We start from the raw sequence: 26,061 nt of genomic DNA on the forward strand, positions 1-26,061 counted from the left end.
CCGGGAGCCGCGAATGACCTCTGCCGCACGCGAAACACGCATCCCAGAGCCGGTGTCCTTCGCCGATCTCGACCCGCGCGAACGGCTCCGCCCGATGGATCATCTCGACGCGCTGGAAGCGCAGAGCATCTACATTTTCCGCGAAGGTTTTGCCCGGCTGAAGAAGCTGGCGCTGCTGTGGTCGCTCGGCAAAGACTCCAATGTGATGATCTGGCTGGCGCGCAAGGCGTTCTTCGGCAAGGTGCCGTTCCCGGCGCTACACGTCGACACCGGCAAGAAATTTCCCGAGATGTACGCCTTCCGCGAGCACTACGCGAAAGAGTGGGATCTCGATTTGCGGGTCGATCCCTGCCCGCCGATCGACAGCGTCGACCCGACTTTGCCGCCGGCGGCGCGCTCGGCGGCGCGCAAGACCGAAGGGCTGAAACTCGCGCTCGCCAAATACGGCTTCGACGGACTGATCGCCGGCATCCGCCGCGACGAGGAAGCGACCCGCGCCAAAGAGCGCGTGTTCTCGCCGCGCGGCACCGAGGGCGGATGGGACGTGCGCGACCAGCCGCCGGAATTCTGGGATCAGTTCAACGCCTCGCCGCCGCCCGGCGCTCATCTGCGTATTCACCCGATCCTGCATTGGACCGAGGCCGACATCTGGGCCTACACAAAGCGCGAGAACATCCCGATCATCCCGCTGTATCTGTCGCAGAACGGCAAGCGCTATCGCTCGCTGGGCGATCAGGACATCACCTTCCCGGTGTCGTCGAATGCGTCGTCGATCGACGAGATCCTGCACGAATTGCAGACCACCAAGGTGCCGGAACGCGCCGGCCGCGCGCTCGATCACGAGACCGAAGACGCGTTCGAGCGGCTGCGCGTCGCCGGCTATCTGTGAGCTGTGACTTCGCACCAAGTGATTCCCGACAATGAGTGACGCCATGACCATCGCCGTCCCGCCCGCCACGCTTTCCACGCCGAACGGCACCACCCGCCCCTTGGTGCGCATCGTCATCGTCGGCCATGTCGACCACGGCAAATCGACACTGGTCGGCCGCCTGCTGCACGAGACCGGTTCGCTGCCCGACGGCAAGCTCGAAATGCTGAAGGCAGTCAGCGCCCGGCGCGGCATGCCGTTCGAATGGTCGTTCCTGCTGGATGCGCTGCAGACCGAGCGCGACCAGGGCATCACCATCGACACCACGCAGATCTCGTTCCGCACCCGCTCGCGCGACGTGGTGCTGATCGACGCGCCCGGCCACGCCGAATTCCTGCGCAACATGATCACCGGCGCCTCGCAGGCCGACGGCGCGGTGCTGATCATCGACGCGCTGGAAGGCGTCCGCGACCAGACGCGGCGGCACGGCTATCTCTTGCAACTGCTCGGCATCAAGCAGGTCGCCGTCGTCGTCAACAAGATGGACCGCGTCGACTTCTCGGCCGAGCGCTTCGGCGCGATCAGCGACGAGATCAGCGCCCATCTGATCGGGCTCGGCGTCACGCCCACTGCGGTGATCCCGATCTCGGCGCGCGACGGCGACGGCGTCGCCGAGCGCACCGACAATATCAACTGGTACATCGGCCCGACCGTGGTCGAGGCGCTGGATTCGCTGACGCCATCGCAGCCGCTCGATCAGCTCGCCCTGCGGCTGCCGGTGCAGGCGATCTACAAATTCGACGATCGCCGCATCGTCGCCGGCCGCATCGAGTCCGGCAAGCTGCAAGCCGGCGACGACATCGTCATCATGCCGGCCGGCAAGATCGCGAAGATCAAGACCGTCGAGAGCTGGCCGGCGACGCCGGTCGAAGGCCCGCAGGGCGCCGGCCGTTCGGTCGGCATCACGCTCGACCGCGAATTGTTCATCGAGCGCGGCGACGTCATCGCGCATGCGGGCTCGGCGCCGCGTGATACGCGACGGCTGCGCGCGCGGATCTTCTGGCTGCACGATCAACCGCTCGAAGCCGGCGCGTCGATCCTGGTGCGGCTCGGCACCCGCGAAACCCGCGCCACCGTGGTGGCGATCGAGAAGGCGGTCGATCCCGGCGATCTCGCCAGCGAGGCGGCCACCGCGATCAAGCGCAATCATGTCGGCGAGATCGACCTGTCGCTGGCGCAGCCGGTGGCGGCCGATCAGGCCGACGAATTCCCGCGCAGCGGCCGGCTGGTGATCGAGGTCGGCGGCCGGATCGCCGGCGGCGGGCTGGTGCTCAGCGTCGATAGCGGCCAGCGCGCCGCCACCGCCGACATCGTGCCGGTGGAATCCGCGCTGCGGCCGGACGAGCGCGCTGCGCGCTTCCGGCACAAGGGCGCGGTGCTGTGGTTCACCGGCCTGCCCGGCTCGGGCAAGTCGACGCTGGCGAAAGCGCTGGAGCGGCGGCTGTTCGATCGCGGCGGCTCGCCGATCCTGCTCGACGGCGACACGCTGCGCGCCGGGCTCAACAGCGACCTCGGCTTTGCGCCGCAGGACCGCGCCGAGAACATCCGCCGCCTCGCCGAGATCGCCGCGCATCTCGCCGCCAACGGCCATATCGCGATCGTCGCCGCGGTGTCGCCGGCGCTGGATGATCGCGCCGCCGCGCGCCGCATCGCCGGCGATCGCTTCCGCGAAATCCATGTCGCGACGCCGGCCGAAATCTGCGAGCAGCGCGACCCGAAGGGGCACTATGCGAAAGCGCGCGCCGGCGCGCTGCAGAATTTCACCGGGATCGGCAACGACTATCAGCCGCCGACCGCGAGCGAACTGGTGATCGACACCTCGGCGCTGACCGTGGCCGAGGCCGCCGACACGATCGAGGCGATGTTGGCGCGCAGCGGCGTGCTGGTCGACGAACTTGTCGATCTCGCCGCGAATATCTGATCGTCTTCGGCCCGCCGAAACTGATCATTCACGCCATCCGCATCCGGCAGCAGAAATCTGCCGGGGCCGGCCGCAATTAGAAATGGCTTGATCAGCGGCGGCCCCTTATCGTTTGATGGGTCCGCCCCGCACTGCAGCATCACTCCAGGAGACCGCATGGCCTTGTCGCGCATCGAGATCAACCGCCGGACCGTCCTGATGACGTCGGCCGCCATCGCCGCCAACGTGATCAATCCGATGCGGGCCTTCGCGCAGGAAACGCCGCGCAAGGGCGGGGTGTTCAACGTTCACTACGGCGCCGAGCAGCGCCAGCTCAACCCCAGCTTGCAGGCCTCGACCGGCGTCTACATCATCGGCGGCAAGATCCAGGAGCCGCTGGTCGATCTCGACGCCGCCGGCAATCCGGTCGGCGTGCTGGCGGAGAGCTGGGAATCGACGCCGGACGGCAAGACCATCACCTTCCGGCTGCGCAAGGGCGTGACCTGGCACGACGGCAAGCCGTTCACGTCCGAGGACGTCGCCTTCACCGCGCTGAACATGTGGAAGAAGATCCTGAACTACGGATCGACGCTGCAACTGTTCCTGACCGCGGTCGACACCCCCGATCCGCAGACCGCGATCTTCCGCTACGAGCGGCCGATGCCGCTCAACCTGCTGCTGCGCGCGCTGCCGGACCTCGGCTACATTTCGCCGAAGCACATCTACGAGACCGGCGATATCCGCCAGAACCCGGTCAATCTCGCGCCGATCGGCACCGGCCCGTTCAAGTTCAACAAATACGAGCGCGGCCAGTACATCATCGCCGACCGCAACGACAATTACTGGCGGCCGAACGCGCCCTATCTCGACCGCATCGTCTGGCGTGTGATCACCGACCGCGCCGCGGCGGCGGCGCAGCTCGAAGCCGGCAGCCTGCATCTCAGCCCGTTCTCGGGTCTGACGATCTCCGACATGGCGCGGCTCGGCAAGGACAAGCGCTTCATCGTCTCGACCAAGGGCAACGAGGGCAACGCCCGCACCAACACGCTGGAGTTCAACTTCCGCCGCCAGGAGCTGTCGGACATCCGCGTCCGCCAGGCGATCGCGCACGCGATCAACGTGCCGTTCTTCATCGAGAACTTCCTCGGCGACTTCGCCAAGCTCGGCACCGGCCCGATCCCCTCGACCTCGACCGACTTCTATCCCGGCCCGAACACGCCGCAATACGCTTACGACAAGAAGAAGGCGATCGCGCTGCTCGACGAGGCCGGGCTGAAGCCGGCCGCCGGCGGCAACCGCCTCACGTTGCGGCTGCTGCCCGCGCCGTGGGGCGAGGACATCTCGCTGTGGGCGACCTTCATCCAGCAGTCGCTGGGCGAAGTCGGCATCCAGGTCGAGGTGGTGCGCAACGACGGCGGCGGCTTCCTCAAGCAGGTCTATGACGAGCACGCCTTCGACCTCGCCACCGGCTGGCATCAGTATCGCAACGATCCGGCGGTCTCGACCACGGTGTGGTACCGCTCCGGCCAGCCCAAGGGCGCGCCCTGGACCAATCAATGGGGCTGGAAGGACGAGGCGATCGACAAGATCATCGACGACGCCGCCACCGAAGTCGATCCGGTCAAACGCAAGGCGCTGTATGCCGACTTCGTCACCCGCGCCAATGGCGAGCTGCCGCTGTGGATGCCGATTGAACAATTATTCGTCACGGTGATCTCGGCGAAGGCACGCAATGCCTCCAACAATCCGCGCTGGGCGTCGTCGACCTGGCACGATCTTTGGCTGGCCGAATAGCACCAACTCCGCCAAGATAGAGTCATGCGTATCCTGAATCTTGCGGGGCGGCGACTCGCCGCCTCGATCCCGACCTTGTTGCTGATCCTGATCGGCATCTTCCTGCTGCTGCAATTTGCGCCGGGCGACACCGTCGACGCGATGATGGCGCAGATGGGTGGCGGCGACGCCGCGACCGCGCGCGAGCTGCGGCAGTTCTACGGGCTCGACCTGTCGATCCCGATGCAGCTCGGCAACTATCTGTGGCGGCTGGTGCGGTTCGATCTCGGCTTCTCGTCGATCTACGGCAAGCCGGTCGCCACCGTGATTCTGGAGCGGCTGCCGCCGACGCTGCTGTTGATGACCGCATCGTTGTCGTTCGCGTTCTTCGCCGGCCTCGTGCTCGGCGTGATCGCCGCGCGCGGCGTCAACAAATGGCCCGACACGCTGATCTCGACGCTCGGCCTGATCTTCTACGCGACGCCGTCCTTCTGGTTCGGCCTGATGGCGATCGTGGTGTTCTCCGTCTATCTGCAATGGCTGCCGGCCGGCGGCTTCGAGGACATCGGCGCGGCCTCGACCGGGCTGGCGCGGACGCTCGACATCGCCAGCCATCTGGTGCTGCCGACGCTGACGCTGGGGCTGATCTTTCTGGCGATCTACTTACGCATCATGCGGGCCTCGATGCTGGAAGTGCTCAACCTCGATTTCGTCCGCACCGCCCGCGCCAAGGGCCTCGACGAGACCCGCATCGTGGTGCGCCACGTGCTGCGCAACGCGCTGCTGCCGATGGTGACGCTGATCGGGCTGCAGGCCGGCACCATGCTGGGCGGCTCGGTGGTGGTCGAGAGCGTGTTCTCGCTGCCCGGCCTCGGCCGGCTCGCCTATGAATCGGTGGTGCAGCGCGACCTCAACACATTGCTCGGCATCGTGTTCGTCTCGGCGCTGCTGGTGATCGCCGTCAACTTCCTGGTCGACCTGTTGTATGCGCGGCTCGACCCGCGCATCTCGGCCGGGACGTAAAGCGATGGATGCGATCAAGCGTTACTTCCGCAGCCCCGCCGCGATCGTCGGCCTGCTGCTGCTGCTGGTGGTGATCGGCATGGCGATCAGTGCCGGCTGGTTCTACCCGCGCGATCCCTTGTCGCTCGCCGGCCGGCCGCTGATCTGGCCGTTCAGCAATCCGCGCTTTTTGCTCGGCACCGACAATTCCGGCCGCGACATCGCAGCCCAGATCTTCCACGGCGCCCGGATCGCGCTGCTGATCGGCGGCGCCGCCACCGTGATCGCGGTAGTGATCGGGGTGCTGATCGGCGCCTTCGCGGGCTATTTCGGCGGCTGGGTCGACACCGTGCTGATGCGCATCACCGAGGCGTTCCAGATCCTGCCGAACTTCGTTTTGTTACTTGTGCTGGTCGCGGTGTTCGGCTCGACGCTGACCACGGTGACGATCGCGGTCGGCATCGTGTCGTGGCCGGCGCCGGCGCGACTGACGCGCGCCGAATTCCTCAGCTTGCGCAACCGCGAATTCGTCCAGGCCGGCCGCACGCTGGGCATGAAAGATCTGCAATTGATCCTCGGCGAGATCCTGCCCAACGCGCTGCCCCCGGTGATCGTCTATGCCAGCGTGGTGATGGCGGTGGCGATCCTGCTGGAAAGCGCGCTGGCGTTCCTGCGGCTGTCCGATCCCAACGTCGCCTCGTGGGGCAATCTGATCGGGCTCGGCCGCGACGTGCTGCGCGTGCAATGGTACGTCGCGGCGATCCCCGGCATCGCCATCCTGCTCACCGTGCTGGCGGTGTCGCTGGTCGGACAGGGCCTCAACGACGCGCTCAATCCGAGGCTCAAGGGACGATGACGGAGACCAGGCCCGCCGTCCTGACACTCGACAAGCTCAGCGTCCGGCTGCCCAAGGGCGCCGACCGCAGCCACGCCGTGCGCGACGCCTCGCTGTCGATCGCCGCCGATGAAATCCTCTGCGTCGTCGGCGAGTCCGGCTCCGGCAAATCGATCATGGCGAATGCGGTGATGCGGCTGCTGCCCGGCGGCGTCGACCTCGACGGCGGCCGCGTGCTGTTCGAGGGCCGCGATCTGGCGCAGGCCAGCGCCGCCGAGATGCGCGCGGTGCGCGGCGCCGGCATCGCCATGGTGTTCCAGGAGCCGATGACGGCGCTCAACCCGCTGCGCAGCATCGGCGACCAGATCGGCGAGATGTTCCGCATCCACACCAATCTGTCGAAGAAGGACATCCGCGCCAAGGTTCTGGCGCTGCTCGAAGACGTGCGGATCCCCGATCCGGCGCGCGCCGCCGATGCCTATCCGCACGAGCTCTCCGGCGGGCAACGCCAGCGCGCGATGATCGCGATGGCGCTGGCGCTCGACCCGAAGCTGTTGATCGCCGACGAGCCCACCACCGCGCTCGACGTCACGACGCAAGCGCAGATCCTGACGCTGATCCGCGAATTGCAGCATCGCCGCAACACCGCGGTGCTGTTCATCACCCATGATTTCGGCGTCGTCGCCGAGATCGCCGATCGCGTCGCGGTGATGCAGCACGGCGTCATCGTCGAGCAGGGCGCGGCCGACGACGTGCTGCACCGTCCGCAGCATCCCTACACGCGGCAACTGATCGCCGCGGTGCCACCCTTGACGGCGCCGCCGCCGCGGCCGATCGCGGCCGAGACTATTCTCGGCATCGACAACGTCTCCAAGACGTTCCGCACCGGCGGCTTCCTCGGCCGCGGCACGCGCGTCACCCACGCCGTGAAGTCAGTCTCGCTGCAACTGCCGCGCGGCGCCACGCTCGGCATCGTCGGCGAAAGCGGCTCCGGCAAGTCGACGCTGGCGCGCTGCATCATCCGGCTGCTCGATCCCGACGGCGGCTCGATCCTGCTCGACGGCCGCGACTGGGCGACGATGCCGCGCGAAGACGTCCGCCGCGAAACCCGCCACATGCAGATGGTGTTTCAGGATCCGTTCGCCTCACTCAACCCGCGCCACAAGGCCGAGGAATTAGTTGCGCAGGGCCCGATCATCCACGGCACGCCGCGCAAGCAGGCGATCGCCGAGGCGCGCGAGCTGTTCGCGCTGGTCGGGCTCGATCCATCGGCCGGCGACCGCCTGCCGCACGAATTCTCCGGCGGCCAGCGCCAGCGCATCGGGCTGGCCCGCGCGCTCGCACTGAAGCCCGACGTGCTGATCGCCGATGAAGCGGTGTCGGCGCTCGACGTCTCGGTGCAGGCGCAGGTGCTGCGGCTGCTCGCCGACCTGCGCGAGCGGCTCGGTCTGTCGATCATCTTCATCACCCACGACCTGCGCGTCGCCGCGCAGATCTGCGACCTCGTCGCGGTGATGAAGGACGGCGAAGTCGTCGAACACGGCCCGGCGGGCGACATCTTCAACGCGCCGCAGCACCCGTATACGCAGGCGCTGCTGGCCTCGATCCCGGGCGGCGATTTCGCGCGAAGCCATCCGGTCGAGCCGGTGGTGTAGCGCGCTTACCGATTGATCGGATCGCCAGGCAGCTTTTGAGCGCACACTGCCTCCTCATCCTGAGGAGCCCGGCGCAGCCGGGCGTCTCGAAGGATGAGGAGGCAGGTGCCGGCGGCGCATGGTTCGAGACGGCGCTTCGCGCCTCCTCACCATGAGGTTGTGCCTGTTGTAAACTCAGGGTCGCATTCTCCACCCGTCATGGCCGGGCTTGTCCCGGCCATCCACGTCTTCCAACGCTGCACGGCTCGAGAACGTGGATGCCCGGGACGAGCCCGGGCATGACGGTTGAGAGGTGGGCGCAGAATCGCATCTGGGCCTGCCTCTCAACGCTACGCGAACTACGCGATCTCCTTGCTGTCGCGATGCCGGTACAACACCATCATCAGCGGCGCGAACGGGCGGAGCAGCTCGTTGGCGGGGATCGGCACAGGCTCGGTGAACGGCAGCGCCAGCTCGCCATCCGGTACGCCGCGCACCGCTTTCGACAATTCGTCGCCGAGCGCGATCGACAGCGCGACGCCGCGGCCGTTGCAGCCGGTCCAGCCATAGGCATTGGGGCCGAGGCGGTGGATGTGCGGCAGGTAGTCCGTCGTCATGCCGATGAAGCCGTTCCAGACGTAGTCGAACCGCACCTCGCCGATCTGCGGCCATAGATTCTGCAGCCGCTTGCCGACCCGCGCCCGCAAGGTCGCGGCCTGATTGAACGGCCGGATGATCGCGCCGCCGGTGACGAAGCGGTTGCGCGCGTCGAACCGGCCGAAGATCAGCTCGCCATGCGTATCCGACATCGCCTGCCGGCCCGGGATCATGCTCTTGCGCACGTTGTCGCTAAGCGGCTGCGTCGCCATCTGCCACGACCGCACCGGCATCACCTCGCCGGCGATCGAAGGCGCCAGCGTCTTCGAAAATTCGCCCGTATAGGCGTTACTGGCGACGACCAGCGCGCGGCCGCTGAGTTCGCCCTGCGCGGTCGTGACGATCCAGCGGTCGCCCTGCCGTTCGATGCTCAGCGCCGGCGAGCGCGCGAAGATGCGGCCGCCTTGCGCCAGCACGGTGCGCGCCAGCCCGCGCGCCAGCGCCAGCGGATTGATATGGCCGCCGGTCCTGTTCTGGAAGCCGCCGAACCAGGCGTCGGAGCCGAGCATGGCGCGGATCTGGTCGCGCGACAGCAATTCGACCGGCGCGCCGAATTTCGACCATTGCCGGACGCGGCGCTCGGCGATCTTGATCCGCCCCGGCGAATGCACCGGCTGCACCCAGCCGTTCTGCTCCTGCTCGGCGTCGATGCCGTGGCGCCTCACCACGTCGAACAGGATCGAGGCGCTGTCGCGAATGAGGCCCACCAGCCGCTCGCCGGCGGCGCCGTGCTTGGCGACGATGTCCTCCGGATCGGGCCGCGACAGCGTCGGGATCACCTGGCCGTTGTTGCGGCCGGACGCGCCCCAGCCCGGCTCGGCGGCCTCGACCACGGCGACGTCGATGCCGGCCTCGCGCAGATGCAGCGCGGTCGACAGCCCGCTGAAGCCGGCGCCGATCACCACGACATCGGCCGCTTCAGTGCCGCGCAGCTCGGGCAGCTCCGGCCCCGGCGGCGTCACCGCATGCCAGAGTGAGTCCGGCCAGCGGAATTCAGTCGTCATGCTCGGATTCCTTCCAACATTTCAACAGCGCCTGATCGGGCATCCGACCTGCGTCGGGTTGCGGCACCGCGGCGATCTCGCTAGCCTTATATGCAAGAATTTTGGGGAGTTGAGCCAGCGTGTCACTGCAATATGTCATTGGAATCGATCACGCCGTGGTCATGGTCGGCGATCTGGATGCGGCTGCGGCTAATTGGCAGCGGCTCGGCTTCACGCTGTCGCCGCGCGGCACCCACAGCCCCGCGCTCGGCTCCGGCAATTACACCATCATGTTCGGGCAGGACTATATCGAGCTGCTCGGCATTCTGAGCCCGACCGAGCACAACGCGCCGAGCCGCGCCTTTCTCGCCGAACGCGGCGACGGCATCGAGCGGATCGCCTTCACCACCACCGATGCGGCCAAGGGCGCCGACGAGCTGCGCGACCTCGGGCTCGACGCCGTCGGGCCGATCGATTTCGGCCGGCCGGTGCCGCTGCCGGGCGGCGGCGAGGGCGAGGCGCGGTTCAGCATCTTCCAGTGGCCGCTGACCGAGGCGCCCGCCGGGCTGCGGATCTTCGCCTGCCAGCACCACACCCGCGATACCGTGTGGATTCCGGAATTGCAGCGCCACGCCAACGGCGCGACCGGTCTCGTCCGGGTGATCGTCACCGCGCCGCGGCCGGAGAGCGACGCCCGCCACCTGCTGCGGCTGATCGACGGCGAGCAGTTTTCCGAACCCGACGGCAGCGTCGTGGTGCCGTCCGGCTCGGACCGCGCCGAATTCGCCTTCGTGGCGCGTGATGTGCTGGCGCAGCAATATCCCGGCGTGTCGCTCGACGGCGTGCCGGAGCGCGGCGGCGCCGGGCTGATCATCGCGGTCGCCGATCTGGCCGCGACCGAACAGGCGATCGGCGCCGCCGGCGTCAGGATCGGCGACCGTCTGGTGGTGCCGCCGCGTGCGGCCAACGGCGTGCTGCTGGTGTTCGTCGCGCGCTGAGCGCACCGCTCGACCGCCCCGCGGTCGCAGCTTCGATCCGCACCGCGACGCGCACGCGCGTCGACGGCCTGCATTGATCCGACACAAAATTCTCCGCGACGAAATCGTCCCGTCCGCGACGTTTCGCCGATGCAACCCTGCAGGGCATAACGCACTTATTTTCCTGAACCGATTGACTGCACGCCGACATCTGGCAGGATTTCCGTGTTCGATCCGGTTCGGGTCGAATCGCGGGATTTGACGGAGCAGCTTGCGCCGCGGATTGAATCGCTAAAGCGCCACGACGTGGTTCGTGGGCTCCTGATTGTTGGAGATGCACGCATGACCGAAGGTCGCACGAATCACGCGAGCGGAACGGAACTATCTGCCGATTGTCTGCGTTGCTGCCGCTGTCGAGGCTCACTCGACTGACGTCCAAAGCGCGCAAGCGTCATCACCATTCATCGATCGCAGATTTCCGGGAGCGCTGGCTTTGCCAGTGACTGATCATGTCCGACGCCTACGTCATCGAAGTGAGCTCACGCACCGCGGGCATCGTCGTCCGCGACGGCCGCAATTTCTGCTTCTTCGCCGCACATCGCGACTTCGACAGCCTCGAGCGGCAGTCGTTCGGCTCGCTGGTCGCTGCGCACAAGGCCGCGATGCGCTGCGCCGAGGAGAGCCGCAGCCTGCGCAGAGCCGCGGCGTGACGCGCTGAGTGCCGACGCGGGCCTCAGTCCCGCGCCGGCTCGACCCGCCGGGTTTCCGGCATCAGCAGCCACACCACGAGGAATCCGACCGCAGCGACCGCGGCCAGCCCGGTGAACGCCGCCGGGCTGCCGAACTTGTCCGCGACGAAGCCGGCGGTCACGGTGCTGAGCGACGCGCCGATGCCGCTGGCGGTGCCGACGACGCCCTGGGCGAAGCTGAAATGGCCGCTGCCGAACGCGACATCGGCGATGATCAGCGGCACCAGCACGCTGAACACCGCCGCCGTGACGCCGTCGAACAATTGCACCGCGACCAGCAGATACGGATCGGTCACGGTCGCGAACAGCAGCCCGCGGATCGCCAGCGCGCCGAAGCCGGCGAACAGCAGCGGCTTGCGGCCGATCGATTGCGCGAGGCGCCCGACCGTCGGCGAGAACAGCGCGACGATCGCCTGCGGAACCACGATGCAGAACGCGATCAGCGCCGGCGCGGAGTCGCTCGAGCGGGTGGTGACGGCGCTCGCCATCAGCGGCAGCATCGCCGCATTGGCGAGTTGCAACGTCAGCATCGCGCCGGCGAACACCAGCAACGGCCGCTGCCGCAGCAGGCTCGCGAGGCCCGCGGTGCGAAAGCCCGCCGGCGCCTGCCGCGCTGCCGCGCCATGCGCCTGGGCGGAGTCGATTTCATGTCCCCTGATCCGCGACAACGCGATCAGCGTCGGGATCACCAGCAGGCAGGTGACGAAGAACACCGAGCGGCTCGACAGCAGATAGCCGACCGTGCCCATCACCGCGGCGGCGACGCCATTGCCGAGCGAAGCGCAGCGCGCATTGCGGCCGAGACGTTCTCCAATAGCATAGCGGCCGACCAGCCCGAGGCTGATCGCCGCGATCGACGGCCCGAGCACGCAGCTCGCGGCCGCGTGCAGCGTCGCGGCCAGCATCACCACCGGAAAGATCGGCATCGCCGCATAGGCCAGCGCCGCGACGCCGATCGCCGCCACCGCAAAGCCTGCGACCTTCCGTTCGTCGCGCGCGGCGTCGACGATGGCGCCGCCCGGCATCTGCCCGATCAGCGAGATGATGCCGCCGACCGACAGCACCAGCCCGATCTCGACCTGGGTCCATTTCTGCGTGGTGAGATACACCGCGATGAACGGGCCGAAACCGGTCTGCACGTCGGCGAGAAAGAAGATGAACCAGTCGAGCCCGCGCTGGCTCTGTTGCGACGGCGCGCGCGGTGGATCCGGCGCAACCTCGCGCGCGGCGCTATCGTCGGCGCGCGGCGCGGCCTCGTGATCGGGAAGCGGCGTGCCCAGCCTACTTCTCCGGGCCGAACTCGAGCGGCGACAGCTTGCCCGAGGCGCCGAGCACCACGACGAGCTGATCGTCCTTGTATTCCGGCGCCGCGCGGACCTGATCGCGCGTCAGCCCCAGCGAGATCTTGTCCTCCTTCCTGGCAATCGCGGCGAATTTCAGCGCGGCCCAGTCCACCGCGATCTTGCGGCTGCCGACGCCGAGGAAGCCGCCGAAATCGATGATGGCGGCGCGCGGCTTGCCGTCCTTGTCGACCACGATATCGACGATGCGGCCCATGTCCTCGTCGGCGGCGCTGCGGACTTCGCGGCCGAGCACGCCGCGGGCATCGTCGGAACTGATCACCGTCACCGACGGCGGATCGGCCTTCGCCGGGGCGGCCGGCCTGACCGGCTCGGCCTGTTTGGGCGGCTCCGGCGGTTTCGCCGGCTCGGCCGGATCGGCGCGTAGTCCCGCCGAGACGACGCTGGTGATCACCACGATGACGAACGCAGCACTGAACCGGATGTGCATCGAGCCTCTCCACGATGGCGCGCCGGGCGCCTGAGCGAACCGACCGCGGCCCTCAGCGGGCCAGGACGATCGAAACCTGAACGCGTCCGTCGGTGCGCAGCACCTCCATCGAAACGCCCTCGCCGTGCCGCCGGATCCGCAGATCGACGCTGGAATCGCCGAGACGCAGATCGCGCAACACGACCTCGTTGAGGAACGCCGGCAGCCGCGGATTGACCAGACGGATCTCGCGGCGGTCGGCGTTGAACTGCACGCCGAGCGCGGCCTCGAGCAACGTGAACGCCGTCGCGCTCGCCCAGGCCTGCGGCGCGCAGGCCACCGGATACAGCGTCGGGCCGCGGCGGCGCTCGCGCTGGAAGCCGCAGAACAATTCCGGCAGCCGGCGCAGCTCCATATAGGACGCGGCCTCGAACAGCCCCTTGAACACTCTCTCGACCGCGGCCTTGAAACCGTAGCGGGCGAGCCCGAGCACGATCAGGGCGTTGTCGTGCGGCCAGATCGAGCCGTCGTGATACGACATCGGATTGTAGCGTGCCTCGCCGCAGGCGATGGTGCGGATGCCCCAGCCGGAGAAGAAATGCGGCCGCATCAGATCGGTCGCGACCAGCCGCGCGCGATCGGGCCGGACGATGCCGGTGAACAGCAACTGCCCGGCATTGGAGCTGCGCACCTTGCAGGGCCGCTTGGCGCCGTCGAGCGCGAGCGCATAGGTGCCGAGCTCCTCGCACCAGAAAGCCCGCTCGAACTGCGCCGCGAGCTGCTCGGCCTGCCGTTCGAGCTGCTCGGCCCGCGCCACCAGGCCCAGCCGATGGGCGCAGAGCGCGGCGAGCCGCTTGCCGGCGAACACGTAGCCCTGCACTTCGGCCAGCGCGATGCTGCCCTCGGCGAGCTTGCCGTCGGCGTGGAAGATCGCGTCGTAGGAGTCCTTCCAGCCCTGATTCTGCAGACCCTGATCGGTGGCGCGCTGATACTCGACGAAGCCGTCGCGATCCGGATCGCCGGGGCCGTCGATCCAGCCGAGCGCCTTCTCGATCGCCGGCCACAATTCCTTCAGCGTCGCATCGTCGCCGGTGCGCTCGACATAGAGGCCCGCCAGCATCACGAACAGCGGCGTCGAATCCACGCTGCCGTAATATTGCGCGAACGGCACCTCGCGCAGCGCCGCCATCTCGCCGCCGCGCATCTCGTGCAGGATCTTGCCCGGTTCGGCATCGTTGAGCGGATCGACTGTGGTCGCCTGATGCGCCGCGAGCCGGCGCAGCACGCCGCGCGCGATCCGCGGGTCGATCCACAACATCTGCAGCGCGGTGATCAGCCCGTCGCGGCCGAATGTGGTCGAATACCAGGGAATGCCCGCATACGGATAGCGGCCCTGCGGCGTCTCCGTGGTGAGAATGTTGAGGTCGGCCATCGCCTGGCACAGCACCTCATTGAAGATGTCGTTCGACGTCTCGACGGTGGTGACGCCCAGCGTCGCCTGCCGCATCTCGCGCCGATGCGCCAGCAGGCTCTGGAAGAACGGCATCAGCTTCTGCGTCGCCGGCCTGTTGCAACTCACGGCCAGGAATACCGACGCCGTCTGCTGCGGCGCCAGCGTGAACTGATACACCGCGCGGTTGACCTCGAGCCGCGCCGGCGCCGGATCGAAGTGCATCGCGGTGCCGCGGCTGGTGTCGTCGAGCCCGCGATAGTCGAACGCGACGTCGCACGGCGACAACCGCCGGCTCACGCGCTCGCCGCGCCGCCGCCGGACGCTGCCGCGCACCTCGAACAGATCGGCGAAGTCTGTGTCGAAATCGAGCGAGAGCTCGAAGCTGGCTTCGGCATCGCCGTGGTTCTGCAGCCCGATCCGTTGAAACGCCGTGCCGCGCCACAGGAAGATCGTGCGCACGATGTGCATCAGATCTTTCGCCAGCACGAGGCGGCCGTTGCGATAGATGTCCGGATTGGTGAGGTCGACGGTGAGCGCCGAATTGTCGTCGCGCAGATTGGAGCCGAGCAGCAGCGGCTGCATGTCGTCGAGGCGGAGCTGCAGCCGCGCGAGATAGCGCGTATCGGCGTTGAACAGCCCGTCGCTGCCGCCGGCCGCCGCGCCGATATCGCCGTGGCTGTCGAGCACCAGGAAGGTGTCGTCGTGTTTCAGCGCGGTGCGCGGGCGCGACGGGCCGGTCATCGGAATGTAGAACGGCGATTCCGCCGCCGGAGCGACAGCGTCTTCGGGAATTGATAGCGGGATCACGTCGGACAGCATCGATCGACCCTAACTGCGTCTAGACGACGCGACCGAAGTCGCAGGAGACGCAAACGCGACGGTTTCAGGCGACATTCGTCGCCAGCCGGCTGATCTCGCGCGCAACCAGGTCACGATACGGGCCCTGGCCCTGCATCAGCCGTTCCGGCGCCCCTTCTTCGATGATCCGGCCGCCCTGCATCAGGACGACCCGATCGAAATGGCGCAAGGTCGCGAGTCGGTGCGCGATCGCAATCACCGTACGCCCATGCATCAGCCGAGCCAATGCCTCGCGAATGGCTTCTTCAGAATCCGAATCGAGCGCCGCGGTCGCTTCGTCGAGGAGCAGGATCGGCGCGTCCTTCAGGAAGGCGCGCGCGATCGCCAGCCGCTGGCGCTGACCGCCCGACAGCTTGACGCCGCGATCGCCGACCATGGTGTCGAGCCCTTCCGGCAGCGTTTCGACGAAATCGCACCTCGCCGCGACTGCGGCGCGCAGCACTTCCTCGTCGGTCGCGCCGGGCCGGCCGTAGCGGATGTTGTCGCGAATCGAGCGCTGGAACAGCGAAATGTCCTGCGGGACCACCGAGATGGCGTCGCGCAGGCTGTGCTGGGTGACGCGTGAAATATCCTGACCATCGATGGTGATACTGCCGCTCTCGACGTCGTAGAAACGCTGCAGAAGCACGAACAGCGTCGACTTGCCGCCACCGGACGCGCCGACTAATCCGACACGCTCGCCGGCGTTCAGCCGCAAGGTGAAGCGATCGAACACCTTCGAGCCTCCGGGATATTGGAACGAGACATTGTTGAAAGTGATCGCCGCTCCGGCCCGCACCAGCGGTTCGGCCTCGGGATGATCGCTGAGTTCGTGCGGCACCAGCAGCGTCGCGACCGCCTCGGACAGCCGCGCGACGTGCTGGGTGACGTCGACCAGCGCCACCGCGAGGTCGCGCGTGGCGTGCAGGATCGACAGGCCGAGCGTACAGATCAGCACCACGTCGCCGGTCGAGGCGCCGCCGCGCTGCCACAATTGAATCGCCCAGGCCAGCAGCGCCACCGTCAGGATCACGGTGATCACGGCGTGCAGCAACCGCAGCCGCTCCAGATAGCGCAGGCTGCGGCCGCGGGCATTGACCTCGAGATTGACCGTATTTTCGAACCGGGCGTGCTCGTAGCCCAGCCCGCAGAACGCCCGCACCAGCGGCATGTTGTTGATGACATCGACCATTTCGCCATCGACAGTGGCGGCCTTGTCGGCGAATTCGTCGTGCAGAGGCTTGCCGTCGGCGGCGAGCTTGAACACCAGCGCCATCAACAGCGCCGCGGCGATCGACAACGCCAGCGCCATCTTCACGCTGACGGTCGAGATCAGCGCGATCGCCAGAAAGGTCGCGACGAACGGCGGCATCACGTTCCAGACGAACATGTTTTCGATCGTGAACACCGCATTCGACGTCGCCGTGATGCGGCTCGACAGCATGCCGGGCAGACGATCGGAGAAGTAGCTCGGCGCATGGCCGGTCAGATGCCTGAACATATCGCGCCGCAGATCGGCGGTGACGCCCGGGAAGGTGAAGCTCGCGACCCAGCTCGCGACCCGCCACAACAGATTGTCGGCGGCGATCAACGACACCAGAAAGATGAAGCCGAGCCAGACCACGCCGGACTGGCCCTTGGTGAGGCCGTCGACCAGATACTTCACGCCGTATTGCGTGCCCACCGAACAGGCGACTGCGAGCAGAACGCTGCCGAGAATGATCGAATGAGTGCCTGGACGTTGGGCGACATAGCGCAGGATGAAGGCAAAGGGACGCCGAGAGTAACCCGAAAGCGTGTCCATAAAAGTCCCTCTCCTCAACGCATCTTCGCCAAGGTCGCGCGCGATAGATCACTACGCGGGCGACGGCGACCGAGTTCCATGCACGGAGCGCAACAGGACACCGAGATGTGGCACTAACGAGACGGGAACGTGGAAGAAGCTTAACGCTCCAAAGGAACTTCGCATCTGCGAAATCGTTCCCGTCGCGGCAATGCCGGTGCCACTCGATTGAAGTCGACGTCCTATCGCCGAAACCCATGTTCAAAGCTCCAACAAACAGTAAACATAGGAGACCAGTCGATGCGCATCGCGCAGGTTGCTCCGCTGACGGAGGCGATTCCGCCCAAGCTTTACGGCGGCACTGAGAGAGTCGTGCATTGGTTGACCGAGGAGCTCGTCGCTCTCGGACATGACGTGACACTGTTTGCGAGCGGCGATTCGACGACGACGGCAAAACTGGAGGCCACATGGCCTCGCGCGCTCCGCCTCGACGGCGCGGTCCGCGATCCGAACGCCCTCCATATGGTGATGCTGGAGCAGGTCAGACGACGTTGTGACAACGAAGAATTCGACCTCCTGCATTTTCACCTCGATTACTATCCCTGGTCCCTCTTCCACCGCCAGCCGACACCTTTCCTCACCACGCTTCACGGCCGTCTCGACCTTCCCGAACATCAGCCGGTGTTCTCGACCTTCTCCGACGTCCCGGTGGTTTCGATTTCGGATTCGCAGCGGCGCCCCGTTCCCAAGGCGAACTGGATCCGCACCATCCATCACGGGCTGCCGGCGGATCTTCTGAAGCCGCTGGTGCGCAAGACGGACTATCTCGCCGTGCTGGGACGAATTGCGCCGGAGAAGGGCGTCGACCGCGCGATCCGGATCGCGATCCGCGCCGACATCCCGCTGAAGATCGCCGCCAAGGTCGACCGCGCCGATCAGGACTATTTCGACCAGGTGATCGAGCCGATGCTGCATCATCCGCTGATCGAGTTCGTCGGCGAGATCGGCGATCACCAGAAATCGGAATTCCTCTCGGGCGCGCTCGGCCTGCTGCTGCCGCTGAACTGGCCGGAGCCGTTCGGCCTGGTGATGATCGAATCGATGGCCTGCGGCGCGCCGGTGATCGCCTACAATCGCGGCTCCGTTCCCGAGATCATCGAAACCGGACTGACCGGCTTCATCGTCGAGGACGAGACCAGCGCGGTGGCGGCCGTGCATCAGCTCGCGGATCTCGACCGCTCTGCGATCCGTGCCCGGTTCGAGGAGCGTTTCACCGCGCGGCGGATGGCGCTCGATTATCTCGCGGCGTATCGCGGCTTGGTCGCGAAGGCGAAGCCGCCGCGGATCAAGCTGGTGTCGGCCGAGTAGCGGCCCGACGTTTCGTCGAGCTGAACTTTCTCACTCAGTCGTCATGCCCGGCCTTGTGCCGGGCATCCATCTCTTTACCGCGTATCGAGAAACAAGACGTGGATGGCTGGGACGAGCCCGGCCATGACGGTTTGTGGATGTGGACGACCCCGCAGGTCCCCGGCGCGCGTGTCAGCGCTTGGCCCCGATCCGGCAGTTATACGCCTTGCGGAAGCCGGCGGCCCGGGCGTCGTCCTCCGAGCAGAACCAGCGGTTCAGCTTGATCAGGGTGGCGTAGCTCGGGCAGCCCGGCAACTGATAGACGCCGACATTGCCGGTGATGCGGGCGCGCTTGGCGAGCTTGCCCTTGATGGTGCAGCCTTCCGGCCTCGCCGGCATCTCGGGAAACAGCGCCGAACGGGTCTCGGCCTGGCGATCGTCGCGGCAGGCGGCGCCGCGCAGCGGCGCGTCCTTGTCCCATCGCCGGAAGTTCTGCGGCGCGACGAAGCAGCCTTTCCACAAGCCGGTGTGATCGTCCATCGCCTTGGACTGATCGGCAGCGAAGCGGCCATTGGAATCGGAATTGAATGCGAGCCCGGCCTGCACCAGCCGCTGGCTCAGGCCGAGATCGTCGCCGGCGATGGTGCAGGCGCCGATTCGGCGTCCCTTGAACACCGGATCGGGGCCGAGATCGCGGCAGGTGACGTTGCGGCCGGCGATCAGCTTCGCAGCGGCGTCGCGGGCCTCGACCCCGCAGGCGGAGGGATCGGCGAATTCGCTCAGGCAACGCTGGTCGAGCTCGGGGGCGTCGACGCCCTCGAGCCGATAGGTGGCGCCGCCGAGCTGCAGCGTCGCAGCGTCCTTGACGACCACGTCGGCCGCAAAGGCCGGCGCGCCGAACAGCAATACCAATGCAACGATGACCGCAACCATGCCCCGCTCCGCGCCTTCGGCTTCCCGCGGCATGTTTTATCGCGGCCCTATCAGAATGCCATAGCGCAATTCACGACGATCGCCTGCGGCGATCATCGTCCACCCGGAGCGGCATCGGATCGACGGCGTGGGGTCGATCAGTAGCCGTAGTCGCGATAGATCGAGTCCCAGAACGCCGGCGGCGGCGTCCGGCGCCATTCGCCGACCGCCCTGTATTGCGGCCCGCAGCCGCCACAGGCGCCGGTCGGAACCAGATGCTGGACGTATTGCGGCGGCGCCTCGACCCAGATCACCGGCGGCGCCTGCGGAATCCCGATCGGCCGCGGCGCGTAATAGGTGACCGGCGCGGGCGCGGAGCGGTAAGCCGGACGATAGGTCGGAGGCGGATAGTCCGCGGCCATCGCCGCCGTGGCTGTCACCAGACCCGCAACCAAAGGAACCAGAAACCGGACTGTACGCACCGACGCTACTCCGAACCGAACCGATGCAGCACGCTCGCACGATATCGTAAACAAAGCCTGCAGACGGCTTGCAGGCCGGATCGGCCGCTCGACCTGCGGCCCGTACTCGTACCAGCCGCCGTATTAACGACTGGGCGAGGTTTGCCCGGCAATCTCAATCGGAACAATTCGACTCGAATTGTCCGGGCCGATGCAACGGGCCGGGAGCGGCTCGTTCAAACTGTGGCACGGACGCCGCGTCAACCAAGACCGTGTCCGAACGCGTATCGCAAATTCACCCCGATCCAGGATGCTGTCGGCACTGCTCATTCCCTGACCCTTTTGGCACGCCCGCGCCGTCACCAGCCTCCCACCGGGAGCACTGGGTTGCCGAAGGCTGCGGCGCAATCCGGAATCGCCGTCATGAGTCTTCGTACGCGCATCACGCTCGCTTTGATCGCCGCTTCGGTGCTGACCGCGGCCGTCCTGCTGATCGGATCGATCACCACCATCGGCGACATCATCCGCCGCGCCGACGACCGCGAACTGCGCGGCCACTACGACGCGGTAATCTCGCAACTCGCCCAGGAGGCGCGGCAGGCCGCGGCGATGAGCGCCGTCGTCGCATCGATGCCCAGCGCCCAGCAGGCGCTGGCGCGGGGCGACCGCCAGGGGTTGTTCGACCTCTTCCTGGCGGGCTTTCCGTTTCTCAAATCGCAATACGGCGTCGATCAGTTCCAGTTTCACGTGCCGCCGGCGACGTCGTTCGCCCGCATCCACCAGGCCCAGAAATTCGGCGACGATCTGTCGGGCTTCCGCAAGACCGTGGTCGAGGCCAATCGCGAGCGCAAGCCGATCGTCGGCCTCGAGTCCGGGGTCGCCGGGCTCGGCATCCGCGGCGTCGTGCCGGTGGCGCATGACGGCAAGCATGCCGGCACCGTCGAATTCGGCCTGACCTTCGGCCAGGGCTTCTTCGACAAGTTCAAGCAGGAGCGTGGCGTCGACATCGCGCTGCATCTGGCCAGGCCGGACGGCTCCCTCGCCCCGGCGATCGGCACGATCGGCGGGCAGAGCTACTTCTCCGCCGCCGAAATCCGGGCATCGGCGAGCGGCGCCGTGGGGACGCGGCAGGGCCAGGACGCCGGCGGCAAGCCGGTGGCGATGCTGCTCGGCCCCGTGAAGGATTTCTCCGGCCGGCCGATCGGCGCCATCGAGATCGCGATGGACAACAGCGAATACGCGGCCGCCGCCACCAACGCCTATCTGCTCGCCGGTCTCGCCTCGATTGTCGCCTTGGTGCTGGCGGCGGTCGCCGGTTTCGTCATCGCCGGCGGCATCTCGCGACCGATCCTGTCGCTGTGCGAGGCGATGCGCGGCCTCGCGGGCGGCGATCTGTCGATAGGGTTGCCGCCGCACAAGCGCGGCGACGAGGTCGGCCAGATGATCGACGCGGTCGGCGTATTCAAGGCCAACATGATCGAGACCGAGCGGATGCGAGCCGAACAATCCGAACTGAGGCGACGCCAGGCGGCGCAGCGCCGCGAGGAGATGCACGGCCTCGCCGAATCGTTCGAGGCCGCGGTCGGCCGCATCGTCGAGACGGTGTCGTCGGCCTCGACCGAACTCGAAGCCTCCGCCGGCGCGCTGACCGCCACCGCCGACCGCTCGCTCGACATCGCCACCGCGGTCGCGGCGGCGTCGGAGGAAGCGTCCACCAACGTCCAATCGGTCGCCTCCGCCACCGAGGAGATGACCTCGTCGGTCGGCGAGATCGGCCGCCAGGTCCGGGAATCGGCGCAGATCGCCCGCGACGCGGTGAGCCAGGCCGAGACCACCAATGCCCACGTCGCCGAGCTGTCGCGCGCCGCGGCGCAGATCGAGAGCGTGGTCGAACTGATCAACAAGATCGCCGGCCAGACCAATCTGCTGGCGCTCAACGCCACGATCGAAGCCGCGCGCGCCGGCGAGGCCGGCCGCGGCTTCGCCGTGGTGGCCGCCGAGGTCAAGGCGCTGGCCGAGCAGACCGCGACCGCCACCAGCGACATCGCCCGCTACGTCGGCAGCATCCAGAGCGCGACAGGGGAATCGGTGGCGGCGATCGGTTCGATCGGCCAGACCATCACCCGACTGTCCGAGATCGCGGGGGCGATCGCGGCGGCGGTCGAACAGCAGGGCGTCGCCACCCGGGAAATCTCGCGCAACGTCCACCACGCCGCCGAAAGCACCCACCAGGTCAGCGTCAATATCGCCGAGGTGCAGCACGGCGCCACCGAGACCGAACTCGCCTCCACCAGCGTGCTCGCCGCGGCGCATTCGCTGTCGGAAGAGAGCAACTGCCTGAAGAAGGAAGTCGAGAACTTCCTGCATTCGATCCGCGCCGCCTGAACGGCGCCGTCCCGGCCCGCCGGCATGGCGGGTCCGACTCCGGGTCGCTTCCCGTGGGCAGGATCGCTTGCTACAAGACCGGCATCATGACCGACAATGCCAACGAACCGCGCGCGATGTCCTTCGCCGACAAAGCGCGCATGATCCAGCTCCGCCGCTCGATTCACGGCGGCATCCTCGGCCTGCAGCTCGACCGGTTCGAACCGGGAGAGGCCTGGAGCAGCCTGCCGTACCATCCGGTGTTCGTCGGCGACACCCGCACCGGCGTCATCCATGGCGGCGTCGTCACCGCGATGCTCGACGAGAGCTGCGGCATGGCGGTGCAGCTCGCGCTGCCGAGCACGCCGGCGATCGCCACGCTCGACCTGCGCATCGACTATCTGCGGCCCGCGACGCCCGGGCAGGCGATCCGCGCGCACGCGCATTGCTACCACGTCACCCGCTCGATCGCCTTCGTGCGCGCCACCGCCTATCAGGATTCCGAGGCCGACCCGATCGCCAGCGCCACCGCGATGTTCATGATCGGCGCCAACCACACCGACATGCTGCGACAGACGCCGAAGGTGAGCTTCGAGACGCTGCCGCCGCTCGAAGCCCCGGAGGATCCCGACGGCGCCGACGGGCCGCTGGCGATCAGCCCTTACGCGCGCTTCCTCGGCATCCGCGTCGACGCGAACGCGCAGCCGGTGATGCCCTACGATCCGAAGCTGGTCGGTAATCCGATTCTGCCGGCGCTGCACGGCGGGGTGATCGGCGCGTTCCTGGAAACGGCGGCGATCGTCAGCGTCCACCGCGAGATCGGGCTGTCCACCGCGCCGAAGCCGATCGGCCTGACGGTGAACTATCTGCGCTCCGGCCGCCCGCTGGACACCTACGCCAGGGTTTCGATCGTCAAGCAGGGCCGCCGCGTCGTCGCCTTCGAGGCGCAGGCCTATCAGGCCGATCCCTCGAAGCCGATCGCGTCCTGCTACGGCCATTTCAAGCTGCGGGCGACGGCTGGCTGAATGGTGCGCCTCGCCTGATCGGCGTGCGCGCCGACATCGCGCATCAGGCCGTCCGCCCGCCTTCGATCAGCCGCCAGACATGGCGGGCGATCATCAGGTCCTCGTCGGTCGGAATCACCCAGACCGACACCTTGCTGGCCGCGCTGCTGATCCGCCCGGCACCGGACACGCCCGCATTGGCTGCGTCGTCGAGCGTGACGCCGAGCCATTCCGCCTGGGCGCATACCCGCTTGCGGATCTCGGCAGAGCGCTCGCCGATGCCGGCGGTGAACACCACCGCGTCGAGCCCGCCGAGCGCGGCGGCGAGCGAGCCGAGTTCGCGGCCGATGCGATAGACGAACAGAGCGATCGCCTCGCCGGCACGCGGATCGTCGCTGGCCAGCAGCGTGCGCATGTCGTCGCTGATGCCGGAGACACCGAGCAGGCCAGATTTGCGATACAGCAGATCGCTGATCTCGGCGGGCGTCATGCCCTTCTGCTCCAGCAGATACAGCACCACGCCGGGATCGAGCACGCCGGTGCGACTGCCCATCATCAAGCCGTCGAGCGCGGTGAAGCCCATCGTGGTCGCCACGCTCTTGCGCCCGCGCATCGCGCACATGCTGGCGCCGGCGCCGAGATGCGCGACCACGACGCGACCGTCGGCGACGCCCGGCCCGGCCACGCCCGGCAGCGCGCTGGCGATGTATTCGTAGGACACGCCGTGAAAGCCGTAGCGGCGGATGCCCTGCGCGATGAGGTCGCGCGGCAGCGCGAACCATGTGGCGACGTTGGGCAGGCGATGGTGGAACGCGGTGTCGAAACAGACGATCTGCGGCAGCCGGGGATCCAGCCTCGCCAGCGACTCGATCGCCGCGATGCTGTGCGGCTGATGCAGCGGCGCCAAGGGAATGAAGCTGCGCAGCCGCTCGATCACGCCGGCATCGACGCGGACGGGCGCGTCGAACAGATCGCCGCCATGCACCACGCGGTGCCCCGCCGCGGCGAGCCGCCGTTCGGGAAAGCGCTGCGCGATCCAGCCCATCAGGGTTCGGATCGCCTCCTCATGGCCGGCGCCGTCGGCCAGATAGGCGTCGTGGACGGTCGCGCCGTGGCGATCGACCACCTTGTGGTGCGGGCGATGGCCGAGGCTGCCGATGCCGCCCTCGCAGATCAGGCACTCCTGCGTCGGCTCGGTATGCGCCTCGTACAGGGCGAATTTGACGCTCGACGAGCCGGCATTCAGCACCAGCATCATGTCGTTCATTCGGCGCCTCCGGACGACACGCTCGGCAGCGCCGCAGTCCTGTGGCGCGCGACCAGCAGGGCGATCGCGCAGGAGCTGAGCCGGGCCAGCGTGTTGTCGGCGCGGCTGGTGAGGACGATCGGCACCCGCGCGCCGAGCACGATGCCGGCGACATGCGCGCGCGCCAGATATTCGAGCTGCTTGGCCAGCATGTTGCCGGCCTCGAGGTCCGGCACCACGAAGATATCGGCGAAGCCGGCGACCGGCGAGACGATGCCCTTGGTCTTGGCGGCTTCGGCCGACACCGCATTGTCGAACGCCAAGGGGCCGTCGAGGATGCCGCCGGTGATCTGGCCGCGCTCGGCCATCTTGCACAGCGCCGCAGCATCCAGCGTCGAGCGGATGCTTTCGGTGACGGTCTCGACCGCCGACAGGATCGCCACTTTCGGCTGGGCGATGCCGAGCGCATGCACCAGATCGATCGCGTTCTGGATGATGTCGCGCTTGTCGGTCAGCGTCGGATAGATGTTGATCGCGGCGTCGGTGACGAACAGCGCCCGCGGATAGTCCGGCGCGTCGATCGCGTAGACGTGGCTGATGCGCCGCGCGGTGCGCAGGCCGCGGACCGGATCGACCACCGCGCGCATCATCTCGTCGGTGTGCAGCGCGCCCTTCATCAGCGCCTCGACCTTGCCGGCGCGCGCCAGCGCCACGGCTTCGGCAGCCGCGGCGTCGCTGTGCTCGGTGGCGACGATCTCGAAAGCCGACAGGTCGAGATTGGCCTGCACCGCGGCGGCGCGGATCCGCGCGGCGGGCCCGACCAGCACCGGCACGATCAGGCCGGCGTGCGCCGCCTCGACGGCGCCGAGCAGCGAAGGCGTATCGACCGGGTGCACCACCGCGACCCGCAGCGGCTGCAGCCCCTGCGTCATCTCGATCAGCCGCTCGTGCCGCCGCGCCGCCGGATGCAGATCGATTTCGGGGAGTTGCACGCGCGGGCGCGAGATTTTCTCGACCGGAGCGATCACCTCGGCGAGGCCGACGATCACCTCCTCGCCCTTCTGATTGGTGGCGCTGCAGTCCAGCAGCAGCCGCTTCTTCGCCTCGTTCTTCTCCTTCACCTTGACGCAGACGGTGACGGTGTCGCCGAGCAGCACCGGGCGGACGAAGCGCAGCGACTGGTCGAGATAGATCGTTCCGGGGCCGGGCAATTGCGTGCCGAGCAGGGTCGAGATCAGCGATCCGCCCCACATGCCGTGCGCCACCACCTGATGGAAGTGATCGCTCTTGGCGAAGGCGGCGTCGACATGCATCGGATTGACGTCGCCCGACATCACCGCGAACACTTCGATATCGCGATAGGTCAGCGTCCGCACCAGGCTCGCGGTGTCGCCCACCGCGATCTCGTCGAAGGTGCGGTTCTGTATCTGCTCCATGATGGTCTCC

General features: G+C 67.5%; 20 protein-coding genes. 11 read left to right on the forward strand and 9 right to left on the reverse strand.

All coding sequences use genetic code 11. The features are described from left to right. The first annotated feature begins 94 nt into the window (after window positions 1-94). The 6 genes from cysD to SR870_RS15315 all read left to right on the forward strand — a co-directional run bounded on the left by cysD (window position 95) and on the right by SR870_RS15315 (window position 8,093). A complete protein-coding gene (gene cysD / locus SR870_RS15290; protein WP_322518280.1) occupies window positions 95-889 on the forward strand; it encodes a sulfate adenylyltransferase subunit CysD in 795 nt (264 codons plus the stop codon). Between the two features lie 43 nt (window positions 890-932). Further along, on the forward strand, window positions 933-2,849 hold the full coding sequence (gene cysC / locus SR870_RS15295; protein WP_322514394.1) for an adenylyl-sulfate kinase: 1,917 nt from the start codon (window positions 933-935) through the stop codon (window positions 2,847-2,849). 156 nt (window positions 2,850-3,005) lie between these two features. Next, a complete protein-coding gene (locus SR870_RS15300) occupies window positions 3,006-4,622 on the forward strand; it encodes an ABC transporter substrate-binding protein (protein ID WP_322514395.1) in 1,617 nt (538 codons plus the stop codon). A gap of 24 nt (window positions 4,623-4,646) precedes the next feature. Continuing rightward, window positions 4,647-5,624, forward strand: coding sequence for an ABC transporter permease (locus SR870_RS15305; RefSeq protein WP_322514396.1), 978 nt, complete (start codon window positions 4,647-4,649; stop codon window positions 5,622-5,624). A 4-nt stretch (window positions 5,625-5,628) separates the two neighbouring features. Continuing rightward, the gene (locus tag SR870_RS15310; RefSeq protein WP_322514397.1) at window positions 5,629-6,459 is read left to right on the forward strand and encodes an ABC transporter permease; all 831 of its coding nucleotides are present in this window, start codon (window positions 5,629-5,631) and stop codon (window positions 6,457-6,459) included. After that, window positions 6,456-8,093 carry an ABC transporter ATP-binding protein gene (locus SR870_RS15315; RefSeq protein ID WP_322514398.1) on the forward strand — a complete coding sequence of 546 codons (1,638 nt, stop codon included), beginning with the start codon at window positions 6,456-6,458 and terminating at the stop codon, window positions 8,091-8,093. Before SR870_RS15310 ends, SR870_RS15315 begins: the two co-directional genes overlap by 4 nt. A 338-nt stretch (window positions 8,094-8,431) precedes the next feature. Here the strand turns inward: SR870_RS15315 and SR870_RS15320 are convergent, their stop codons facing one another. Then, window positions 8,432-9,733 (reverse strand): FAD-binding oxidoreductase, encoded by a 1,302-nt coding sequence (locus SR870_RS15320; RefSeq protein WP_322514399.1) that lies wholly within the window; start codon window positions 9,731-9,733, stop codon window positions 8,432-8,434. Window positions 9,734-9,852: 119 nt separating this feature from the next. Here SR870_RS15320 and SR870_RS15325 point away from each other — a divergent pair, with 119 nt between their 5' ends. Together SR870_RS15325 and SR870_RS15330 are read left to right on the forward strand one after the other, a co-directional pair. After that, window positions 9,853-10,710 (forward strand): VOC family protein, encoded by an 858-nt coding sequence (locus SR870_RS15325; RefSeq protein ID WP_322514400.1) that lies wholly within the window; start codon window positions 9,853-9,855, stop codon window positions 10,708-10,710. 488 nt (window positions 10,711-11,198) lie between these two features. Continuing rightward, window positions 11,199-11,399, forward strand: coding sequence for a hypothetical protein (locus SR870_RS15330; protein ID WP_322514401.1), 201 nt, complete (start codon window positions 11,199-11,201; stop codon window positions 11,397-11,399). Between the two features lie 23 nt (window positions 11,400-11,422). Here the strand turns inward: SR870_RS15330 and SR870_RS15335 are convergent, their stop codons facing one another. The 4 genes from SR870_RS15335 to SR870_RS15350 form a co-directional block, all read right to left on the reverse strand. Further along, window positions 11,423-12,718, reverse strand: a complete 1,296-nt coding sequence (locus tag SR870_RS15335; RefSeq protein WP_416221167.1) for an MFS transporter — start codon at window positions 12,716-12,718, stop codon at window positions 11,423-11,425. A gap of 1 nt (window position 12,719) precedes the next feature. Then, complete coding sequence (locus SR870_RS15340) at window positions 12,720-13,229, reverse strand: PRC-barrel domain-containing protein (protein ID WP_322514402.1); 510 nt, start codon at window positions 13,227-13,229, stop codon at window positions 12,720-12,722. A 52-nt stretch (window positions 13,230-13,281) separates the two neighbouring features. Beyond that, complete coding sequence (locus SR870_RS15345) at window positions 13,282-15,480, reverse strand: amylo-alpha-1,6-glucosidase (protein WP_322514403.1); 2,199 nt, start codon at window positions 15,478-15,480, stop codon at window positions 13,282-13,284. Window positions 15,481-15,544: 64 nt separating this feature from the next. Further along, on the reverse strand, window positions 15,545-17,302 hold the full coding sequence (locus tag SR870_RS15350; protein ID WP_322514404.1) for an ABC transporter ATP-binding protein: 1,758 nt from the start codon (window positions 17,300-17,302) through the stop codon (window positions 15,545-15,547). Between the two features lie 279 nt (window positions 17,303-17,581). On the opposite strand from SR870_RS15350, the gene SR870_RS15355 reads away from it, so the two are divergent. After that, the gene (locus tag SR870_RS15355) at window positions 17,582-18,649 is read left to right on the forward strand and encodes a glycosyltransferase family 4 protein (RefSeq protein ID WP_322514405.1); all 1,068 of its coding nucleotides are present in this window, start codon (window positions 17,582-17,584) and stop codon (window positions 18,647-18,649) included. A gap of 171 nt (window positions 18,650-18,820) precedes the next feature. On the opposite strand, the gene SR870_RS15360 is transcribed toward SR870_RS15355, so the two are convergent. Together SR870_RS15360 and SR870_RS15365 are read right to left on the reverse strand one after the other, a co-directional pair. Next, a complete protein-coding gene (locus tag SR870_RS15360) occupies window positions 18,821-19,561 on the reverse strand; it encodes a thermonuclease family protein (RefSeq protein WP_322514406.1) in 741 nt (246 codons plus the stop codon). A gap of 137 nt (window positions 19,562-19,698) precedes the next feature. Then, complete coding sequence (locus SR870_RS15365; RefSeq protein WP_322514407.1) at window positions 19,699-20,022, reverse strand: hypothetical protein; 324 nt, start codon at window positions 20,020-20,022, stop codon at window positions 19,699-19,701. A gap of 402 nt (window positions 20,023-20,424) precedes the next feature. Here SR870_RS15365 and SR870_RS15370 point away from each other — a divergent pair, with 402 nt between their 5' ends. Next, window positions 20,425-22,386 carry a methyl-accepting chemotaxis protein gene (locus SR870_RS15370; RefSeq protein ID WP_322514408.1) on the forward strand — a complete coding sequence of 654 codons (1,962 nt, stop codon included), beginning with the start codon at window positions 20,425-20,427 and terminating at the stop codon, window positions 22,384-22,386. 86 nt (window positions 22,387-22,472) lie between these two features. Then, a complete protein-coding gene (locus tag SR870_RS15375; protein WP_322514409.1) occupies window positions 22,473-23,390 on the forward strand; it encodes a PaaI family thioesterase in 918 nt (305 codons plus the stop codon). A 43-nt stretch (window positions 23,391-23,433) separates the two neighbouring features. On the opposite strand, the gene SR870_RS15380 is transcribed toward SR870_RS15375, so the two are convergent. Then, window positions 23,434-24,636 carry an acetate/propionate family kinase gene (locus SR870_RS15380; protein ID WP_322514410.1) on the reverse strand — a complete coding sequence of 401 codons (1,203 nt, stop codon included), beginning with the start codon at window positions 24,634-24,636 and terminating at the stop codon, window positions 23,434-23,436. Continuing rightward, window positions 24,633-26,051, reverse strand: coding sequence for a bifunctional enoyl-CoA hydratase/phosphate acetyltransferase (locus SR870_RS15385; RefSeq protein ID WP_322514411.1), 1,419 nt, complete (start codon window positions 26,049-26,051; stop codon window positions 24,633-24,635). Before SR870_RS15385 ends, SR870_RS15380 begins: the two co-directional genes overlap by 4 nt. Window positions 26,052-26,061 lie beyond the last annotated feature (10 nt).

It is taken from the genome of Rhodopseudomonas palustris, assembly GCF_034479375.1.
GTDB classification, from domain to species: Bacteria; Pseudomonadota; Alphaproteobacteria; order Rhizobiales; family Xanthobacteraceae; genus Rhodopseudomonas; species Rhodopseudomonas palustris_M.

Coding starts and splice junctions, on each gene's coding strand:
- cysD (WP_322518280.1), top strand. CDS start 95: ATGGATCATCTCGACGCGCTGGAAGCGCAGAGCATCTACATTTTCCGC.
- cysC (WP_322514394.1), top strand. CDS start 933: ATGACCATCGCCGTCCCGCCCGCCACGCTTTCCACGCCGAACGGCACC.
- SR870_RS15300 (WP_322514395.1), top strand. CDS start 3,006: ATGGCCTTGTCGCGCATCGAGATCAACCGCCGGACCGTCCTGATGACG.
- SR870_RS15305 (WP_322514396.1), top strand. CDS start 4,647: ATGCGTATCCTGAATCTTGCGGGGCGGCGACTCGCCGCCTCGATCCCG.
- SR870_RS15310 (WP_322514397.1), top strand. CDS start 5,629: ATGGATGCGATCAAGCGTTACTTCCGCAGCCCCGCCGCGATCGTCGGC.
- SR870_RS15315 (WP_322514398.1), top strand. CDS start 6,456: ATGACGGAGACCAGGCCCGCCGTCCTGACACTCGACAAGCTCAGCGTC.
- SR870_RS15320 (WP_322514399.1), bottom strand. CDS start 9,733: ATGACGACTGAATTCCGCTGGCCGGACTCACTCTGGCATGCGGTGACG.
- SR870_RS15330 (WP_322514401.1), top strand. CDS start 11,199: ATGTCCGACGCCTACGTCATCGAAGTGAGCTCACGCACCGCGGGCATC.
- SR870_RS15340 (WP_322514402.1), bottom strand. CDS start 13,229: ATGCACATCCGGTTCAGTGCTGCGTTCGTCATCGTGGTGATCACCAGC.
- SR870_RS15345 (WP_322514403.1), bottom strand. CDS start 15,480: ATGCTGTCCGACGTGATCCCGCTATCAATTCCCGAAGACGCTGTCGCT.
- SR870_RS15350 (WP_322514404.1), bottom strand. CDS start 17,302: ATGGACACGCTTTCGGGTTACTCTCGGCGTCCCTTTGCCTTCATCCTG.
- SR870_RS15355 (WP_322514405.1), top strand. CDS start 17,582: ATGCGCATCGCGCAGGTTGCTCCGCTGACGGAGGCGATTCCGCCCAAG.
- SR870_RS15360 (WP_322514406.1), bottom strand. CDS start 19,561: ATGGTTGCGGTCATCGTTGCATTGGTATTGCTGTTCGGCGCGCCGGCC.
- SR870_RS15370 (WP_322514408.1), top strand. CDS start 20,425: ATGAGTCTTCGTACGCGCATCACGCTCGCTTTGATCGCCGCTTCGGTG.
- SR870_RS15375 (WP_322514409.1), top strand. CDS start 22,473: ATGACCGACAATGCCAACGAACCGCGCGCGATGTCCTTCGCCGACAAA.
- SR870_RS15380 (WP_322514410.1), bottom strand. CDS start 24,636: ATGAACGACATGATGCTGGTGCTGAATGCCGGCTCGTCGAGCGTCAAA.
- SR870_RS15385 (WP_322514411.1), bottom strand. CDS start 26,051: ATGGAGCAGATACAGAACCGCACCTTCGACGAGATCGCGGTGGGCGAC.